We start from the raw sequence: 16,831 nt of genomic DNA, 5'->3' as shown, positions 1-16,831 counted from the left end.
TGTGAAATCACTCTCAAACATCCTGCTGTCGGGCTTTGCCGGCGCAGCGCTGCTGGCGCTGGCCGGTTGCGCGGCCACCGAAAGCTCCCGCGCACTGCCGATCGAAAAAGTCGCCAGCGCCAACGTCGCCTATTCCGGCGTACGTGTGCCGATTGCCGTGGGCAAGTTCGATAACCGCTCCAGCTACATGCGCGGGATCTTCTCCGACGGCGTGGACCGCCTCGGTGGCCAGGCCAAGACCATCCTGATCACCCACTTGCAGCAGACCAACCGCTTCAGCGTGCTGGACCGCGACAACATGGGCGAAATCTCCCAGGAAGCGAAAATCAAAGGCACCGCGCAGAAGCTCAAGGGCGCTGACTATGTGGTGACCGGCGATGTGACCGAGTTCGGCCGCAAAGAGACCGGCGACCGCCAGTTGTTCGGCATCCTCGGCCGTGGCAAGACTCAGGTGGCCTACGCCAAGATCAACCTGAATATCGTCAACATCAGCACTTCCGAAGTGGTGTATTCCACCCAGGGCGCCGGTGAGTACGCGCTGTCGAACCGCGAAGTCGTGGGCTTTGGCGGCACCGCCAGCTACGACTCCACCCTCAATGGCAAGGTCCTGGACCTGGCTATGCGCGAAGCGATCAATCGCCTGGTTGACGGCATCAACGCCGGCGCCTGGAACCCGCGTAACTGATTAGTCGTTTTCAAGGAGCAGTACACGGATGAGCAAGGCAGTGAAGTTGGCGCTGATGCTGACAGCAACCGCGCTGGTTGCAGGGTGCCAGACGGCACCCAAGCCCCTGTATCAATGGGAAAGCTACCAGCTACAGGTTTACGAGTACTTCAAGGGTGAGCCCAAGGAAGCCCAGGTCGAAGCGCTGGAACGCGACCTGCAAAAGATCAACGCCAGTGGCCGCCAGGCCCCGCCGGGCTACCACGCGCACTTGGGCATGCTTTACCTGAGCATGGGCAAGGATGACCAGATGGTGCAGCAGTTTCGCACTGAGAAGGCGCTGTTCCCTGAGTCGGCTGCCTACATGGACTTTTTGCTGAAGAACGCCAAGGCCGGAGACGTCAAATGAGCCTGCTGAAAATCACCGGCGCCTTGCTGGCCCTGGCTTTGCTGGGCGGTTGCGCGGCGCCCAAGACCGTCGATTACTCGGCGTACAAGCAGGCGCGGCCGAAGTCGATTCTGGTGTTGCCACCGATCAACGAATCCCCTGAAGTGCAGGCGTCCTACAGCCTGGTATCGCAGGTGACTTACCCGTTGGCCGAAGCCGGCTACTACGTGATGCCAATTGCCCTGGTGGACGAAACCTTCCGCCAGAACGGCCTGACCACCGCCAACGATATCCAGGCCGTGCCGCCGGGCAAGCTGCATGAGATCTTCGGTGCGGACGCGGCGCTGTACATCACCGTCAGCGAGTACGGCACCAAGTACATGCTGGTCACCAGCGACACCTCGGTGACGGCCTCGGCCAAACTGGTCGACCTGCGTACCGGCACCACCTTGTGGACCGGCTCGGCGCGGGCTTCCAGTGAGGAAGGCAACAACAACGGTGGCGGCCTGGTGGGCATGCTGATCACGGCGGCGGTCAAGCAAGTGATCAACAGCTCCACCGACGCGGCACACCCGATTGCCGGCATCACCAGTGCGCGTCTGCTGTCGGCGGGGCAACGCACCGGGCTTCTGTACGGTCCGCGTAACCCGAAGTACGGCACGGACTGATCAGCGACAACCCGCAAACCGCGTCACCTGCGACGACGGTGTTGTTGGATCAAGTCGATGCGGGTGGCCGCGCCCATGGAGTCGCGCTGCCCGTTTACGCTGGCGCCGATGGAACCGTAGTGCAAGGCAACGATCTCGCCCGAATCAACGCTGATCAGCGGTGAGCCGGAGGTGCCGGGTTCCTTGAAGGCATCATGGTAGACCGTGTCCTGATAAGCGTCGTCCTGGTCGTATCCCTTGAGCGTGGAGGGCTGGCCCCTGGCATTTAAAAACGAAATGCCGAGGGCCTCTTGCCCGTGGTTGGGCATAAACACCTTTTGCCCCAACGATGCCTGGGGGCCGGAGGCCAGCTTCAGGGGTGGGAACTGCTCGACCAAGGCTTTTTTCTCTCCTGCGGGCAAGTCGACACGCAGCTCGGCATAGTCCAACCGGGCGTCGCCACTGAGCGGCTTGGGGTCCAGCGGCACTCTGCGTTCTACCTCCATTCGGCCGGTGTTGTTTTGTTCATACCCCAGCCAAAGTTCGAGCTTGCCGCCTCTGGCCAGCGCGTCGCGCACATGTTGGTTGGTCAGCACGCTGTTGCCATCGTTGATCAGCGAGCCGGTACCCAACGAACGAGAATACACGCGTTCATAGCCCCATGAGTCCCGTGCGACAGTCACTTCGTGGATACTGCCCACGGCCCTGGCCGCTGTATGCATCGGTGTGCCCTTAAGGGATGCGTTGGCGTAGTTCTGCAAGGAGAACGGCGCGTGTTGTGGCACGGCTGTGGGCGTGGAGTAGGACGGCTTGCCTGAAACGGCCCCGGCATAGCTGGGTCGTTCGGCGAGTGAGGGCGGCTGATATCGGTGTGTGAGGGTGTTGTTTACGGAGTTCATCGCGGTTCCTCTGATTTAAAAGCCTCCAAAGCATTCAAGAAACAGGCGGTCCTGATAAGGAGGCGAACCCTCGATATGTGGTGGATGGTGATGGCAGGTTCAGTCGGATTGTGTCTCGAAAAGTGACGCAGCGAGCGCACGGAGCAGTCCGCGTTTAACCCGTAGGGAGGTTGGGTTACGTCTGATCGGTTGAACGGATCATTCATTCACGAGGTTCAGCCCATGTCCCGCTCTCTGCTTTTGCTGCGTCCTGCTGCCCAAGGCTTTACCGTTACCCTGCTGGTGATGCTGGCTGGGTGTGGGCTATCGTCGTCCCCCGATGCCGCCAAGCCTGTTGACCCGGCGCCCGTCGCCGAGCTGCAAAGCGCGCCGGCCCAGGGCGCCCTGGTCAAACAGATGGAGATGTCGGCACCGATGCAGGTGCGAGAAATGGCAACGATGGATTACCGCAGTGAACCTCGCGAGCAATACGCCAGCCTGCCGGACAACCCGGTGCATCGCGTCGCCGAGACCCCGGTTTCCACTTTCAGCGTCGACGTCGATACTGGCAGCTATGCCAACGTCAGGCGTTTCCTCAACCAAGGTCGCTTGCCGCCTGAAGGCGCTGTGCGATTGGAGGAAATGGTCAATTACTTCCCGTACACCTATCCGCTGCCCACCGATAGTTCACCCTTTGGCGTCACCACCGAGCTCGCCGCCACGCCGTGGAACCCGCGCACAAAATTGTTGCGCATCGGCATCAAGGCCACCGACCGCGCCGTGGCCGACCTGGCGCCGGCCAACCTGGTGTTTTTGGTGGATGTTTCCGGCTCCATGGACCGTCGCGAAGGTCTGCCGCTGGTCAAAAGCACCCTCAAACTACTGGTGGACCAACTGCGCGCTCAGGACCGCGTGTCCTTGGTGGTGTATGCCGGCGAATCGCGGGTCGTGCTCAAGCCCACGTCCGGGCGTGACAAGGCAAAAATCCGCAACGCCATCGACCAATTGACCGCCGGCGGCTCGACGGCGGGCGCGTCCGGCATCGAGCTGGCCTACCAGATGGCCCGAGAAGGCTTTATCGACAAGGGTATCAACCGCATCCTGCTGGCCACCGACGGTGACTTCAACGTGGGCATCAGCGACTTCGACAGTCTCAAGCAGATGGCCGTGGACCAACGCAAAAGTGGGGTGTCCCTGACCACCCTGGGTTTTGGCGTGGATAACTACAACGAACACCTGATGGAACAACTGGCCGACGCGGGTGATGGCAACTACGCCTATATCGACAACCTGCGCGAAGCGCGCAAGGTGCTGGTGGAGCAACTCAGCTCGACCCTGGCCGTGGTGGCGCGGGATGTGAAGCTGCAGGTGGAATTCAACCCGGCCCAAGTCAGCGAATATCGCCTGCTGGGCTATGAAAACCGCGCCTTGGAGCGTGAGGATTTCAACAACGACAAGGTTGATGCCGGTGAAATCGGCGCAGGACATACGCTGACCGCGCTGTACGAAATCGTCCCCAAGGGCGAGAAGGGCTGGTTGGAGCCTTTGCGCTATGCCGCCGCGCCTGCGGTTGAAGGCAAATCCGCCGAGCTGGCGATGCTACGGGTGCGCTACAAGCCCGCTGCGGGCGGTAACAGCCAATTGATCGAACGCCCCATCGCCAACCAGCCCACCCCGGCCAGCGATGACCTGCGCTTCTCGGCCGCCGTGGCCGCTTTCGCCCAACAGCTCAAGGGCGATGGCCGCTACACTGGCACCATGAGCCTGAAGGACACCGCCACCCTGGCCCGCTCGGCCCGTGGTGATGACCCCTACGGACTGCGCAATGAATTCGTACAGTTGGTGGAGCTGGCCCAAAGCCTCAAACACTGATCTTGCCCACAACAGAGATCCCCTGTGGGAGCGGGCAAGCCCGGCTCCCACAGGTAATCTGCATTGATCCATCGAAAGGAGTTCGCCACCTAACATGGCCGTATCAGATGACCCCCCCAGCGACGAATCGCTGCTGGCCCGCTACCGCACGGGTGATGCTGGTGCGTTCGAGACCCTGTACGCCCGGCATCGCCAGGGCCTCTACCGGTTTCTCGTCGGCCTTTGCAACAAGGCCGAACTGGCCGAGGAAATCTACCAGGACACCTGGCTCAGCCTGATCCGCAGCACCACCGAGCCACAAGGCCGGGCGAGTTTTCGTACCTGGTTGTTCCAGATTGGCCGCAACCGCCTGATCGACCATTGGCGCAAGCACGGCATCCACAACCCGCTGCACGAGAGTTACGAAGAACAACTGCACGCCCAGCTCGACGACAGCGCCGGCCCCGAGCAGCAACTGAGTCTGAGCCGCGACCAGGGCCGCCTGGAGGCTGCGTTGCAAGACCTGCCCGAAGACCAGCGCGAAGTGTTTATGCTGCGCCTGCATGGCGAGCTGGAACTGCCGCAAATCGCCGCCCTCACCGGCAGCCCACTGGAAACGGTAAAAAGCCGCTTGCGTTACGCCCAGCAGAAATTGCGTCGGCTGCTGGCCGAGGAGGTACCCGTATGACTGACTCCCGACACCCCCAGGATCCGACTGACGAAGGGCTGATCCAGCACTTTCGCCAACACAGCGCCAGCGAGCCACCCGCGTCCCTCGACGCCTTCATCCTCGCCGCCGCCCGCCGCGAAGCCCCCACGCCCGCGCCAAGCCTGTGGCAACGCTGGCTGCAAGCCTGTCAGCGACCACGCTGGCAAATAGCGTTTGCCAGCGTGGCCGGGGTTGCGCTGTTGATTGGCGTGGTACTGCGCTCACCAGTGTCCGACCTCAACTTGCCCGAGGCCTACGAATACGCCGCCGCGCCGCCGCCGCAGGCACTGAGTGCTCCAGCCGCCCCCGCGCCGATGGTTCGCCTGGCGATAGCGCCACAGGCAGACAGCGCGCCGGTCCAGGCTGAGATGGCCAGTGCGATTGCTGACGAGCCCATGGCCAAAATGAGCAAGCAGATGGCCGCCAAACCGCAGTCCCTGGAGCAAGGGCTTGAGGAGATTGTGCATCTGCGCGAGGCGGGTGAGAGCAGAGCAGCGGATGAAAAGCTGTTGGACTTGCACACGCGCTTTCCCGACGAAGACCTGCCGGCTCGGTTGGAGGCGTTGCAAAAGCGCTGAACAAACGCCCACAAAAAAGCCCCAGGTCGCAAGACCTGGGGCTTTTTGTTTGTGTCTGGTGCACCCGGCGGGATTCGAACCCACGACCCCTGCCTTCGGAGGGCAGTACTCTATCCAGCTGAGCTACGGATGCTTGTGCGGGCGCCATCATACCCATGTCGACCTTGGGCGTCCATGCTGGTTTTTGGCCGTCTGCCGGTGGGATTCTGGAGTAGGGAGGCTCTGTACCGGGCGGTGTGTGCCCTTGGCGTTGAATCCGGTTGTCGTACGCTTGTCAGAATAATCCGGCTAATGCGCCGTTTTCGTTCTTTTTTTCGAACAGACTATTGCCCTGCCCCCCCATTGATCCTAGGATTCGTTTGAGATTTCAAACGCTCTGTCTCCCGTGCGCGATGTTTCAGCTTGCGCCCAGTGACTGATTTCCCTGACGGCAGCCTTCGAGGCGCCTTTCAACAACTCTAATTTGCCCCGCGCGCGCGCGGTGCTGTTAAGGAAAGCCGACATGCAGCTTAAAGACACCCAGTTGTTCCGCCAGCAAGCCTTTATTGATGGCGCTTGGGTCGATGCGGACAACGGTCAAACGATCAAGGTCAACAACCCCGCGACTGGCGAGATCCTGGGCACCGTGCCGAAGATGGGCGCCGCCGAAACCCGTCGTGCCATCGAAGCCGCCGACAAGGCCTTGCCGGCCTGGCGCGCACTGACCGCCAAGGACCGTGCGAACAAGCTGCGTCGCTGGTTCGAGCTGATCATCGAGAACCAGAATGACCTGGCGCGCCTGATGACCCTGGAGCAGGGCAAGCCGCTGGCCGAAGCCAAGGGCGAAATCGTCTACGCCGCTTCGTTCATCGAGTGGTTCGCCGAAGAGGCCAAGCGTGTCTACGGTGACGTGATCCCTGGCCATCAGCCGGACAAGCGCCTGATTGTGATCAAGCAGCCAATCGGCGTCACCGCCGCCATCACGCCGTGGAACTTCCCGGCCGCGATGATCACCCGTAAAGCCGGCCCGGCCCTGGCCGCCGGTTGCACCATGGTCCTCAAGCCTGCGTCGCAAACCCCGTTTTCGGCGTTCGCCCTGGCGGAGCTGGCCCAGCGTGCCGGCATCCCCAACGGCGTGTTCAGTGTGGTTTCCGGCAGCGCCGGTGATATCGGCAGCGAGCTGACCAGCAACCCTATCGTGCGTAAATTGTCCTTCACCGGCTCGACCGAAATCGGTCGCCAGTTGATGGCCGAATGCGCCAAGGACATCAAGAAAGTTTCCCTGGAGCTGGGCGGCAACGCGCCGTTCATCGTGTTCGACGACGCCGATCTGGATAAGGCCGTCGAAGGCGCGATCATCTCCAAGTACCGTAACAACGGTCAGACCTGTGTATGCGCCAACCGCCTGTATATCCAGGACTCGGTGTATGACGCGTTCGCTGAAAAACTGAAAGCGGCCGTGGCCAAGTTGAAGATCGGCAACGGTCTGGAAGACGGCACCACCACCGGTCCCCTGATCGATGAAAAAGCCGTGGCCAAGGTCCAGGAACACATCGCCGATGCCCTGAGCAAAGGCGCGACGTTGCTGGCTGGCGGTAAGGTCATGGAAGGCAATTTCTTCGAGCCGACCATCCTCACCAACGTGCCGAAAAACGCCGCCGTGGCGAAGGAAGAAACCTTCGGCCCGCTGGCGCCGCTGTTCCGCTTCAAAGACGAAGCCGAAGTGATCGCCATGTCCAACGACACCGAGTTCGGCCTGGCGTCCTACTTCTATGCCCGCGACCTGGGCCGTGTGTTCCGTGTGGCCGAGGCCCTGGAATACGGTATGGTCGGCGTCAACACCGGGCTGATCTCCAACGAAGTGGCACCGTTCGGCGGGATCAAGGCTTCGGGCCTGGGCCGTGAAGGTTCCAAGTACGGGATCGAGGATTACCTGGAAATCAAATACCTCTGCCTGGGCATCTAACCGGCAAGGTATCGCTGCAAACGCAAAGGGCACGAGAGCGCTGTCCTTTGCGTGTTTCACACCGTTATTCGAAGTGGCCGGGAAAGCTGTGGCAGTCGATCATCGCATGCTGGCGTAGTTGCCTCCCCGCCACGTAATCCTTGGACCGCGCCACCCGATGAGTGGCGAATGAGGAATTTATGAGCAACAAGACCAACGCTTCCTTGATGAAACGCCGCGAAGCCGCTGTACCGCGCGGTGTTGGCCAGATTCACCCGATCTTCGCCGAATCCGCGAAGAACGCCACGGTAACCGACGTAGAAGGTCGCGAGTTCATCGACTTCGCCGGTGGCATCGCCGTACTGAACACCGGTCACCTGCACCCGAAAATCATCGCGGCCGTGACCGAGCAACTGAACAAGCTGACCCACACCTGCTTCCAGGTCCTGGCCTACGAGCCTTACGTGGAGCTGTGCGAAAAAATCAACGCCAAGGTCCCAGGTGATTTCGCCAAGAAAACCCTGCTGGTCACCACCGGTTCCGAAGCCGTTGAAAACGCGGTGAAAATCGCCCGTGCCGCGACTGGCCGTGCCGGCGTGATCGCCTTCACTGGCGCATACCACGGCCGCACCATGATGACCCTGGGCCTGACCGGCAAGGTCGTGCCGTACTCCGCGGGCATGGGCCTGATGCCAGGCGGCATCTTCCGTGCGCTGTACCCGAACGAGCTGCACGGCGTGAGCATCGACGATTCCATCGCCAGCATCGAACGCATTTTCAAGAACGATGCCGAGCCGCGTGATATCGCGGCCATCATCATCGAGCCGGTGCAGGGCGAAGGCGGTTTCTACGTCGCGCCTAAAGCCTTCATGAAACGCCTGCGCGAACTGTGCGACAAGCACGGCATCCTGCTGATCGCCGACGAAGTGCAAACCGGTGCCGGCCGTACCGGGACCTTCTTCGCCATGGAGCAGATGGGCGTAGCCGCCGACCTGACCACCTTCGCCAAATCCATCGCTGGCGGCTTCCCGCTGGCCGGTGTGTGCGGCAAGGCCGAATACATGGACGCCATCGCCCCGGGCGGCCTGGGCGGCACCTATGCCGGTAGCCCGATCGCTTGCGCCGCGGCCCTGGCCGTGATGGAAGTGTTCGAAGAAGAGCACCTGCTGGACCGCTGCAAGGCTGTTGGCGAGCGTCTGGTCACCGGCCTGAAAGCCATCCAGGCCAAGTATCCGGTAATCGGTGAAGTGCGTGCCCTGGGCGCGATGATCGCGGTCGAGCTGTTCGAAGATGGCGACAGCCACAAGCCGAACGCTGCGGCGGTAGCCTCCGTCGTGGCCAAGGCGCGTGACAAGGGCCTGATCCTGCTGTCGTGCGGCACCTACGGCAACGTGTTGCGCGTACTGGTCCCGCTGACCTCGCCGGACGAGCAGTTGGACAAAGGTTTGGCGATCATCGAAGAGTGCTTCTGCGAGCTGTAAACGCAGGCTGACCCGATCGACAGGAAAACCCCGCTTCGGCGGGGTTTTTTTGTGGGTTGTGCACCGATTCAGGCCTTGTTCATTGTACGCGGGCGCTTGCTTTGTCTAAGGTGCAAGGATTGCCGATGGAGCGTGCTGCATGACTGCTGTTGATTTACCTGCCGTACCCCGTGTGCTGATTGCCGAGACCGACCCTTGGTCGCGGGATCTGCTCAAGCAGGTGTTGTTGAATGTGCGCTGCGACGCGCGGCTGGATGTGTGCGCCGACGGGCAGCAAGCCGCCGAGTTGCTGCGAGACAAACCCTACGATTTGATCATTGCCGATTGGGAGCTGCCGGGCGTTGACGGCCTGAGCCTGTTGCGCAGTGTGCGTCAGCGTCGGCGGGTGCCAGCCTTGCCGTTTATCCTGTTGAGCACGCGCAATGACGGCGCCAGCGTGCGCGAAGCGTTGCCGTTGGCCCCGACTGCTTACCTGACCAAACCCTTGAACATGGAAGGCCTTACACAACGCCTGCAGGACCTGCTGCTCAATGAAGGCGAAACGGTGTATTGCGAGGTCCCGGCCCTGGCGGCGGGCATGACCTTGCCGGTGTTCCTGGAGCGGCGCCGCGAGCTGTCGGACGGCGCGCCGTTGCGGGTTGACGTCAAGGCCGCCGTGCAACGCAGCCTGGCGCCGCAAGGGCTGGATCTCAAGCAACTGGAAGAGCAGGTAAAAACCGATCCACAGATCACGGCCGTGCTGATTGCCGCCGCCAACAGCGCCGGGCAGCACGGCACGCCGGTGCAGACGCTGTCGATGGCCCTGCACAAGCTGGCAGCCGGGCAGAGTATGAACCTGATCCTTGGCCTGGCCCTCAAACACAACGTGATCCTTAGCGATCCCGGCCTGATGGAATACGCCGAGCGCCAGTGGCAACTGTCCCAGCAGACTGCGCAATACGGGCGCTCCTTGGCGCGCATGCTCGACCTTGACCACGAGCGCTGCTACAGCGCCGGTATTCTCCACCGCCTGGGCGACCTGGCGCTGCTGCGCAGCTTGCAGGAGTGGCGCCAGGGCGGCGGTGAACTGGACGATGAGTTGATTGGCGAGTCGTTGTCCACCTATGGCGCCAGCTACGGCTCGGCCCTGCGCACGCGCTGGCGCTTGCCCCTGGAACTGCGCCAACTGATCGCGGCGATCTACTCCCTGGAAGGCGGGGTGTATTCCCGGGAGGCGCTGGTGATGAACATGGCGGCGCAACTGGCAGGGCTGAGCGAGCATGAAGGTGTCGAGGCGCTGGCCAAGGGCAAGACGGCGCGGCTGCTCAAGGTCGGGGTTTCGGAGCTGATGCGCATCCGCAAGCCTGTGTAGGCGCGATGCCAGGCGGCCACAGTACTGAATGTATCGCCCCTGTGGGAGCGGGCTTGCCCGCGATGGCGGTGGTCCAGGCACTGCACGGCTGGCTGATACACCGCCATCGCAGGCAAGCCAGCTCCTGTGGTGTCCCCAGGTTTCTTGTCTGGCCGAGATGCCTTGTGGGGGGCTTTATTTGGCCATCTTCGGCGACTTCAGCCGGTAATTACCCGGTTCTTGCCCTGGCGCTTGGCTTCATACATCGCGGCATCGGCCCGGGCGTACAGGCTGTCCAGGGTTGCATCTTCGGCGGTGAGGCTGGCCAGGCCCTGGCTGACGGTCACGCTGTAGGGGTGGCCTTCATGGCTGAAGTCCAGTTGCCGCACTTCTTGCCCCAGGCGTTCGGCGACTTGCATGGCCCGTTCCGGCGCGCATCCCGGTAGCACCGCAGCAAATTCTTCGCCGCCAATGCGCCCGAACAGGTCGCCACGGCGCAGTACCCCACGGCCGCTCTCGGCGATGCGCAGCAACACCTGATCGCCCTCCAGGTGGCCGTAGGTGTCGTTGATGGTCTTGAAGTTGTCGATGTCCAACAGCAGGAAGGCCAGGGGCAGGCCTTGGGCGCTGGCCCGTTCGAATTCGTGATGGGCGCATTCAAAGAAGTGCCGACGGTTGCTGCTGCGGGTCAGCACGTCGGTGGTGGCCAGGCGTTGCAGTTCGAGTTCCAGGTGCTTTTTTTCGGTGATGTCTTCGGCGATGCCCACCACAATCAGCGGTTTGCCCGGCGTGGCTTGCTGGTTGGTAAAGCACTTGTCGCTGAGCCAGCGGATCTGCCCGTCTGCGGTGATGATGCGGTACTGGCGATCCTCGACCGCACCCAGCTCCAGTACCTGGGCCAGGCTTTGCTCGGCGTATTGCTGGTCTTCGGGGTGGATGCTGTCGCGCCAGCCACGGTGTTCGGCCAACAGCAGGCTGGCCGAGCGCCCGAAGATGCGCTCATAGGCGGGGCTTACGTACAGCACGCGCCGGGTTTCCCACTCGATGGCCCAGAGCACGGCGTTGACGCTGATCAGCAGCGAGCTCAGCAACTGTTCGCGCTCGCTCAGGCGCTCCACCTCGCCCTGAGCATGCATCAACGCCAGCCAGGTGCTGACAGCCGCCGGCCGTGAGGTATCCGTCGAGTCAGGGGTGGTCGGGGTTGGGGAGTCCGTTTCGTGGACCATCGGCACAATTCTCTCTGGACATGCCGCAGCATCGAACAGCAGTCAAAACGAAGCCCGCCAAGATGGCGAAGTGTTGTTTGAGAGAGAGGAATTGCAGCTAAGTTCCGTTATCAGTCGCGATTGAGACGGAATATTCGGCGACTGTGAAATGGCGCCAAAAAAATGTGGAGCCGGTAAGGACTGGACGTCCTTCCGGCTCCTGCAACGCTTAGGCGGTCGCGGGCCGCAGGGAGTAGGTTTTCAGCTGGTGGGCAAAGTCGCGCAGGGACTGGATCCCGCTGGCCTCGGCCTCGTGTACCCATTCCTTGATGGCCGCAAGCATGTCATGCCCGTTGCTGCTGGTCTTGAGCCAGATCTGTTGCAGCGCCAGGCGCTTTTCGTAGATCACTTTCAAGGCCTGGCTGTGTTCCAGCATGCTCTGGATGCGCAGGTGATGGCGCTCATCCAGCAAGCTGGTCTCGCGCGACAGCAGGCGCTTGGCGCGGTGGAACTGGTGGCGTACCGAATGATCGACCTTTTCCAGTTCCTGCTTGACCAGCGGCGCGATCACCAACTTGCGGTACTGGGCCATGATCTGGAAGCGGTTGTTGAGGATTGCCATGGCGGTGTCCATGTCCAGGTGGCCTTTGCCTTCAACCCGGTGGGCAATCGGCGCGACCCGCTGAACCTTGGCCAGGCGCAGGAAGCTGAACACTTTGATCCAGGCCCAGCCCAGGTCGAATTCCCACTTCTTCACCGACAGCTTGGCGGAGTTGGGGTAGGTGTGATGGTTGTTATGCAGCTCTTCGCCACCGACGATGATGCCCCACGGCACCAGGTTGGTCGCCGCGTCGCGGCATTCGAAGTTGCGATAGCCGATGGCATGGCCCAGGCCGTTGATCACACCGGCGGCCCAGAACGGGATCCACATCATCTGGATCGCCCAGATGGTGATGCCGATGGTACCGAACAGCAGCACGTCGATGACGCCCATCAGGGCCACGCCCAGCAGCGGATAACGGGTGTAGAGTTTGCGTTCGATCCAGTCGTCCGGGCAGTTCTTGCCGTAAATGCGCAGGGTCTCGGGGTTTTCGGCCTCGGCGCGGTACAGCTCGGCCCCTTTGCGCAGGACCGTGGACAGGCCCTTGATCACCGGACTATGGGGATCGTCGACGGTTTCGCATTTGGCGTGGTGCTTGCGGTGGATGGCGGTCCACTCGCGGGTGTTCTGCGCCGTGGTCAACCACAGCCAGAAACGGAAGAAGTGTTTCAGGCCAGCATTGAGCTCCAGGGAGCGGTGGGCTGAATAGCGGTGCAGATAGACCGTGACACCGATAATGGTCACGTGGGTCATCAACAGAGTGACTGCCACCAGTTGCCAGGCTGACAAGTCAAGAAAACCGTTGTACCACATAGGCTGTATGGCCCTCAGATAAAGAAAAGAACAGCTCACGCATTATCACTAAGCCAACAGATAAAACCAGTCGCCCTTTTGAATAGGAGTGACGGGATGTTACTTATTCTATAATCCGCAACCTCTGTAGGGCGATTCTGTTTTTTAGTAAGGATTACTGGCCATATGCTGCTTTCATACCGAGGTGCCCTACGTGCAGGGCTGGTGTATTTGCTGATTTCCGTCTTGTGGATTCAGCTCAGTCAGCAGGTATTTATCAATTTCATTGATGAACCCAGCGAAATGGTTCACTGGCAGATGCTGCGCGGCTACCTGTGGGTGACTCTCAGCGCCCTGTTTATCTTCCTGTTATGCGCCCGCAGCGCCCACACCCACCGGATCCAGCAACCGCTGAAGGAAAACCGCGAGCGCCTGCGCCAGGCGGCAGCGGTGTTCGATTGCACCCGCGAAGGGGTGCTGGTCACCGACGCCCGGGGGCGGATTGTTCACGTCAATCGCGCCTTTATCGAAATCACCGGTTACCAGGTGGACGATGTGATGGGCCGCCAACCGAGCCTGTTCAAGTCCGGTCGTCATTCGCCGGCGTTTTATGAGCAAATGTTTCGCACGCTTAACCAGGATGGGGAATGGAGCGGCGAGATCTGGAATCGCCGTAAAAGCGGGGAAATCTATCCACAGTGGCAAACCATCCGCGTCATCCATGATGAGCAGGGTCAGATCAGCCACTATGTGGCGGTGTTTTCCGACATCAGCGCCATCAAGCATTCCGAGCGTGAACTGGCCCACCTGGCTCACCACGACCCATTGACCGACCTGCCCAACCGCCTGCTGTTTACCGACCGCGCCGAACAGGCGCTGGCCTCGGCGCAGATCCACAAGCGTGGCTGCGCGCTGCTGATGCTCGATCTGGACCATTTCAAAATCATCAACGACAGCCTTGGCCACAATGTCGGCGACCAGTTGCTCAAGGCCGTGGGCGAGCGCCTGCAGGGTCTGTTCGGCCCCGGCGTGACCCTGGCGCGCCTGGGCGGCGATGAGTTCGCGGTGCTGGCGGAAAGTTGTCCACAGGTGGTCCAGGCGGCGGCCCTGGCCCAGCGGATTATCGACAGCATGAAGCTGCCGTTTGTGTTCGACGGTCACCAATTGTTTGTCAGCGTCAGTATTGGCATCAGCCTGTTCCCCAGCGACGCCTTGAGTGCCGAACAACTGCTGCGCAACGCTGACTCCGCTTTGTTCAAGGCCAAGAGCTCCGGGCGTGAAGGCTTCGCCTTGTACACCGAGGAACTGACCGCCCACGCGCAGAACCGGATCGAGGTCGGCAACGAGCTGCGCCGCGCCCTCGACCAGCAGGAGCTGCGGGTCTACTACCAGCCGGTTCACGACCTGCAAACCAGCCAGATGATTGGCGTGGAAGCCCTGGTGCGCTGGCAGCACCCGCAGCGTGGCCTGGTGCCGCCTGCGGAATTTATCCCGATCGCCGAACGCACCGGGTTGATCGCCGAGATCGATGCCTGGGTCATGGACCAGGCCTGTCGTCAGATGTGCCAATGGTTGGATGAAGGCAAAACTCTGTCGTTCCTCGCGGTGAATGTTTCCAGCCGCCTGTTTGCCCGCCGCGAACTGTACGAGCAGGTAGCCAAGGTGCTGCACGACACCGGCCTGGACCCGGCGAAGCTGGAGCTGGAAGTCACCGAAAGCGCGGTGATGGATGACCCGGAAGTGGCCCTGGAACAGCTGCACCGCCTGCGCGAGCTGGGCCTGAGCCTGGCCATCGATGATTTTGGTACCGGCTATTCGTCACTGCTGCGCCTCAAGCGGTTGCCGGTACAGAAGTTGAAAATCGACCAGGGTTTCGTCGCCGGTCTGCCGTGGGATGAGGATGATGCGGCGATTGTGCGGGTGGTCATTGCCTTGGCGCAGAGCATGGGCATGCAAGTGCAGGCCGAAGGCATCGAGCAGATGGAACAGGCGCGGTTCCTTCTGAATCACCAGTGCGACCTCGGCCAAGGCTACTGGTTTGGTCGGCCGATGCTGGCGGCTGACATTGATTGGGCCAGGATCCCCGCCATCCGCTGACCTCTATCCGGGGTTGAAATACAGTAAATGTGGGAGCGGGCTTGCTCGCGAATGCGGTGTGTCAGCCAGCAAATTCGGTGACTGGCACACCGCATTCGCGAGCAAGCCCGCTCCCACATTTGGATCTCCACTCTGTGTAACGTCATGCCCTGCCTGAAAATTCTTTCTGGTTATATAAACATTCTTAAATAGTATTTTTAAGAATATCCGCGCTTATCTACTATCGCTCTCACGCCGCAAGCAGTGCCGCCACTGCCAGGCACTTCTCATTTCAGGAGCACGACCATGAGCGCATCTCTACGCAGCGTTGACGGCCAGGACGAAGCAGCCATTTTGCGCGAGATCCAAAGCGCATTGCGTGACCTGCGTTTCGGCGCAGTGGAAATCACCGTACACAACGCCCAAGTGGTGCAGATCGAGCGCAAAGAGAAATTCCGCTTGCAGAGCCCGGGCAACAAACCGAGCTGAAGCAACACGGCGCTTCGATTGCGGGACCCGTACTAATAAGAAAAGCCAACACCCAAGAATTTCAGGAGCTTGTCTATGTCGTCGATTCGCCGCTATGCCCTGGCCGCCTTGGCCAGCGCCGTGTTTGCCGGTTCCGCAGTGGCCAAGGATTACGAGCTGCTCAACGTTTCCTACGATCCGACCCGTGAGCTGTACCAGGACTACAACGCCGAATTCACCAGCTTCTGGAAGAAGGCGCACCCTGGCGACAACGTGAAGATCCAACAGTCCCACGGTGGTTCGGGCAAACAGGGCCGGGCGGTGATCGACGGCCTGCGCGCCGACGTGGTGACCCTGGCCCTGGCCGGCGACATCGACGAAATCGCCAAGCTGGGCAAGACCCTGCCTGAGAACTGGCAGACGCGCTTGCCTGAAGCCAGCACGCCTTACACCTCGACCATCGTGTTCCTGGTGCGCAAGGGCAACCCCAAGGGCATCAAGGACTGGGGCGACCTGATCAAGAACGACGTGTCGGTGATTACGCCGAACCCGAAAACCTCCGGCGGTGCCCGCTGGAACTTCCTCGCCGCCTGGGCCTATGGCCTCAAGGCCGGTGGCAGCGAAGCCAAGGCCCAGGAATACGTGAAAGAGCTGTTCAAGCACGTGCCGATCCTCGACACCGGTGCACGCGGTTCGACCATCACCTTCGTCAACAACGGTCAGGGTGATGTGTTGCTGGCCTGGGAAAACGAAGCGTTCCTGGCCCTCAAGGAAGATGGCGGTGCCGACAAGTTCGACATCATCGTGCCGTCCCTGTCGATCCTCGCCGAGCCACCCGTGGCCGTGGTCGACAAGAACGCCGAGAAAAAGGGCAACACCGAAATCGCCACGGCGTACCTCAACCACCTGTACAGCCCGGCTGGCCAGGAGATCGCGGCGAAGAACTTCTACCGCCCGCGTGACAAGGATGTGGCCGCCAAATACGCCCAGCAGTTCCCGAAACTGGAGCTGGTGACTATCGACAAAGACTTCGGCGGCTGGAAAACTGCCCAACCGAAATTCTTCAATGACGGTGGCGTGTTCGACCAGATCTACACGGCGCAGTAAGCAACACGGCCTCCCTGTGGAATGCGGCTTGTGTGGGAGCGGGCTTGCTCGCGAAAGCGGTCCGTCAGTCGATACACCTCTTGACTGATACGCCGCTTTCGCGAGCAAGCCCGCTCCCACATAAGCTCGTTC

General features: G+C 61.2%; 15 protein-coding genes and 1 tRNA gene. 12 read left to right on the top strand and 4 right to left on the bottom strand.

The features are described 5' to 3' along the window. Position 1 precedes the first annotated feature (1 nt). From HBO09_RS04815 to HBO09_RS04805, 3 genes are read left to right on the top strand one after another with little or no spacing between them, the layout of a single operon-like run. Positions 2–685 (top strand): CsgG/HfaB family protein, encoded by a 684-nt coding sequence (locus tag HBO09_RS04815; protein WP_169991686.1) that lies wholly within the window; start codon positions 2–4, stop codon positions 683–685. Positions 686–713: 28 nt separating this feature from the next. Next, a complete protein-coding gene (locus tag HBO09_RS04810) occupies positions 714–1,073 on the top strand; it encodes a DUF4810 domain-containing protein (protein ID WP_169991689.1) in 360 nt (119 codons plus the stop codon). Then, a complete protein-coding gene (locus tag HBO09_RS04805) occupies positions 1,070–1,720 on the top strand; it encodes a DUF799 domain-containing protein (RefSeq protein ID WP_169991692.1) in 651 nt (216 codons plus the stop codon). Before HBO09_RS04810 ends, HBO09_RS04805 begins: the two co-directional genes overlap by 4 nt. Before the next feature lie 23 nt (positions 1,721–1,743). Here the strand turns inward: HBO09_RS04805 and HBO09_RS04800 are convergent, their stop codons facing one another. Beyond that, positions 1,744–2,598 carry a serine protease gene (locus HBO09_RS04800; protein ID WP_169991695.1) on the bottom strand — a complete coding sequence of 285 codons (855 nt, stop codon included), beginning with the start codon at positions 2,596–2,598 and terminating at the stop codon, positions 1,744–1,746. A 222-nt stretch (positions 2,599–2,820) separates the two neighbouring features. Between HBO09_RS04800 and HBO09_RS04795 the strand changes: the two genes are divergently transcribed. The 3 genes from HBO09_RS04795 (at position 2,821) to HBO09_RS04785 (ending at position 5,715) form a co-directional block, all read left to right on the top strand. Next, complete coding sequence (locus HBO09_RS04795; protein ID WP_169991697.1) at positions 2,821–4,449, top strand: VWA domain-containing protein; 1,629 nt, start codon at positions 2,821–2,823, stop codon at positions 4,447–4,449. A 94-nt stretch (positions 4,450–4,543) separates the two neighbouring features. Then, on the top strand, positions 4,544–5,116 hold the full coding sequence (locus tag HBO09_RS04790; protein WP_169991700.1) for an RNA polymerase sigma factor: 573 nt from the start codon (positions 4,544–4,546) through the stop codon (positions 5,114–5,116). Next, complete coding sequence (locus HBO09_RS04785; RefSeq protein WP_169991702.1) at positions 5,113–5,715, top strand: hypothetical protein; 603 nt, start codon at positions 5,113–5,115, stop codon at positions 5,713–5,715. The genes HBO09_RS04790 and HBO09_RS04785 overlap by 4 nt, the downstream gene beginning before the upstream one ends. A 56-nt stretch (positions 5,716–5,771) precedes the next feature. Here HBO09_RS04785 and HBO09_RS04780 read toward each other — a convergent pair. Further along, a tRNA-Arg gene (locus HBO09_RS04780) sits at positions 5,772–5,848 on the bottom strand. 369 nt (positions 5,849–6,217) lie between these two features. Here HBO09_RS04780 and gabD point away from each other — a divergent pair. The 3 genes from gabD to HBO09_RS04765 all read left to right on the top strand — a co-directional run bounded on the left by gabD (position 6,218) and on the right by HBO09_RS04765 (position 10,471). Next, a complete protein-coding gene (gene gabD, locus HBO09_RS04775) occupies positions 6,218–7,660 on the top strand; it encodes an NADP-dependent succinate-semialdehyde dehydrogenase (RefSeq protein ID WP_169991704.1) in 1,443 nt (480 codons plus the stop codon). A gap of 179 nt (positions 7,661–7,839) precedes the next feature. Continuing rightward, positions 7,840–9,120: a 4-aminobutyrate--2-oxoglutarate transaminase gene (gabT, locus tag HBO09_RS04770; protein ID WP_169991706.1), complete on the top strand. Its 1,281-nt coding sequence runs from the start codon at positions 7,840–7,842 to the stop codon at positions 9,118–9,120. A 139-nt stretch (positions 9,121–9,259) separates the two neighbouring features. Then, on the top strand, positions 9,260–10,471 hold the full coding sequence (locus tag HBO09_RS04765) for an HDOD domain-containing protein (RefSeq protein WP_169991708.1): 1,212 nt from the start codon (positions 9,260–9,262) through the stop codon (positions 10,469–10,471). 197 nt (positions 10,472–10,668) lie between these two features. Here HBO09_RS04765 and HBO09_RS04760 read toward each other — a convergent pair whose 3' ends face one another. Together HBO09_RS04760 and desA are read right to left on the bottom strand one after the other, a co-directional pair. After that, a complete protein-coding gene (locus HBO09_RS04760; RefSeq protein ID WP_169991710.1) occupies positions 10,669–11,676 on the bottom strand; it encodes a sensor domain-containing diguanylate cyclase in 1,008 nt (335 codons plus the stop codon). Between the two features lie 208 nt (positions 11,677–11,884). Further along, the gene (gene desA, locus HBO09_RS04755; RefSeq protein WP_169991712.1) at positions 11,885–13,069 is read right to left on the bottom strand and encodes a delta-9 fatty acid desaturase DesA; all 1,185 of its coding nucleotides are present in this window, start codon (positions 13,067–13,069) and stop codon (positions 11,885–11,887) included. A 165-nt stretch (positions 13,070–13,234) separates the two neighbouring features. Here desA and dibA point away from each other — a divergent pair, with 165 nt between their 5' ends. The 3 genes from dibA (at position 13,235) to HBO09_RS04740 (ending at position 16,699) form a co-directional block, all read left to right on the top strand. Next, complete coding sequence (gene dibA, locus HBO09_RS04750) at positions 13,235–15,145, top strand: phosphodiesterase DibA (RefSeq protein ID WP_169991715.1); 1,911 nt, start codon at positions 13,235–13,237, stop codon at positions 15,143–15,145. A 285-nt stretch (positions 15,146–15,430) separates the two neighbouring features. Next, entirely contained in the window at positions 15,431–15,613 is a 183-nt protein-coding gene (oscA, locus tag HBO09_RS04745; protein ID WP_029299482.1) for a sulfur starvation response protein OscA, read from the top strand. A 75-nt stretch (positions 15,614–15,688) separates the two neighbouring features. Further along, complete coding sequence (locus HBO09_RS04740) at positions 15,689–16,699, top strand: sulfate ABC transporter substrate-binding protein (protein ID WP_169877936.1); 1,011 nt, start codon at positions 15,689–15,691, stop codon at positions 16,697–16,699. Positions 16,700–16,831 lie beyond the last annotated feature (132 nt).

Source organism: Pseudomonas sp. WS 5027, assembly GCF_012985695.1.
In the GTDB taxonomy this organism is placed as follows: Bacteria; Pseudomonadota; Gammaproteobacteria; order Pseudomonadales; family Pseudomonadaceae; genus Aquipseudomonas; species Aquipseudomonas hygromyciniae.
Note: the sequence above shows the minus strand (reverse complement) of the source record. Positions and strands in the feature narration are given on the sequence as shown.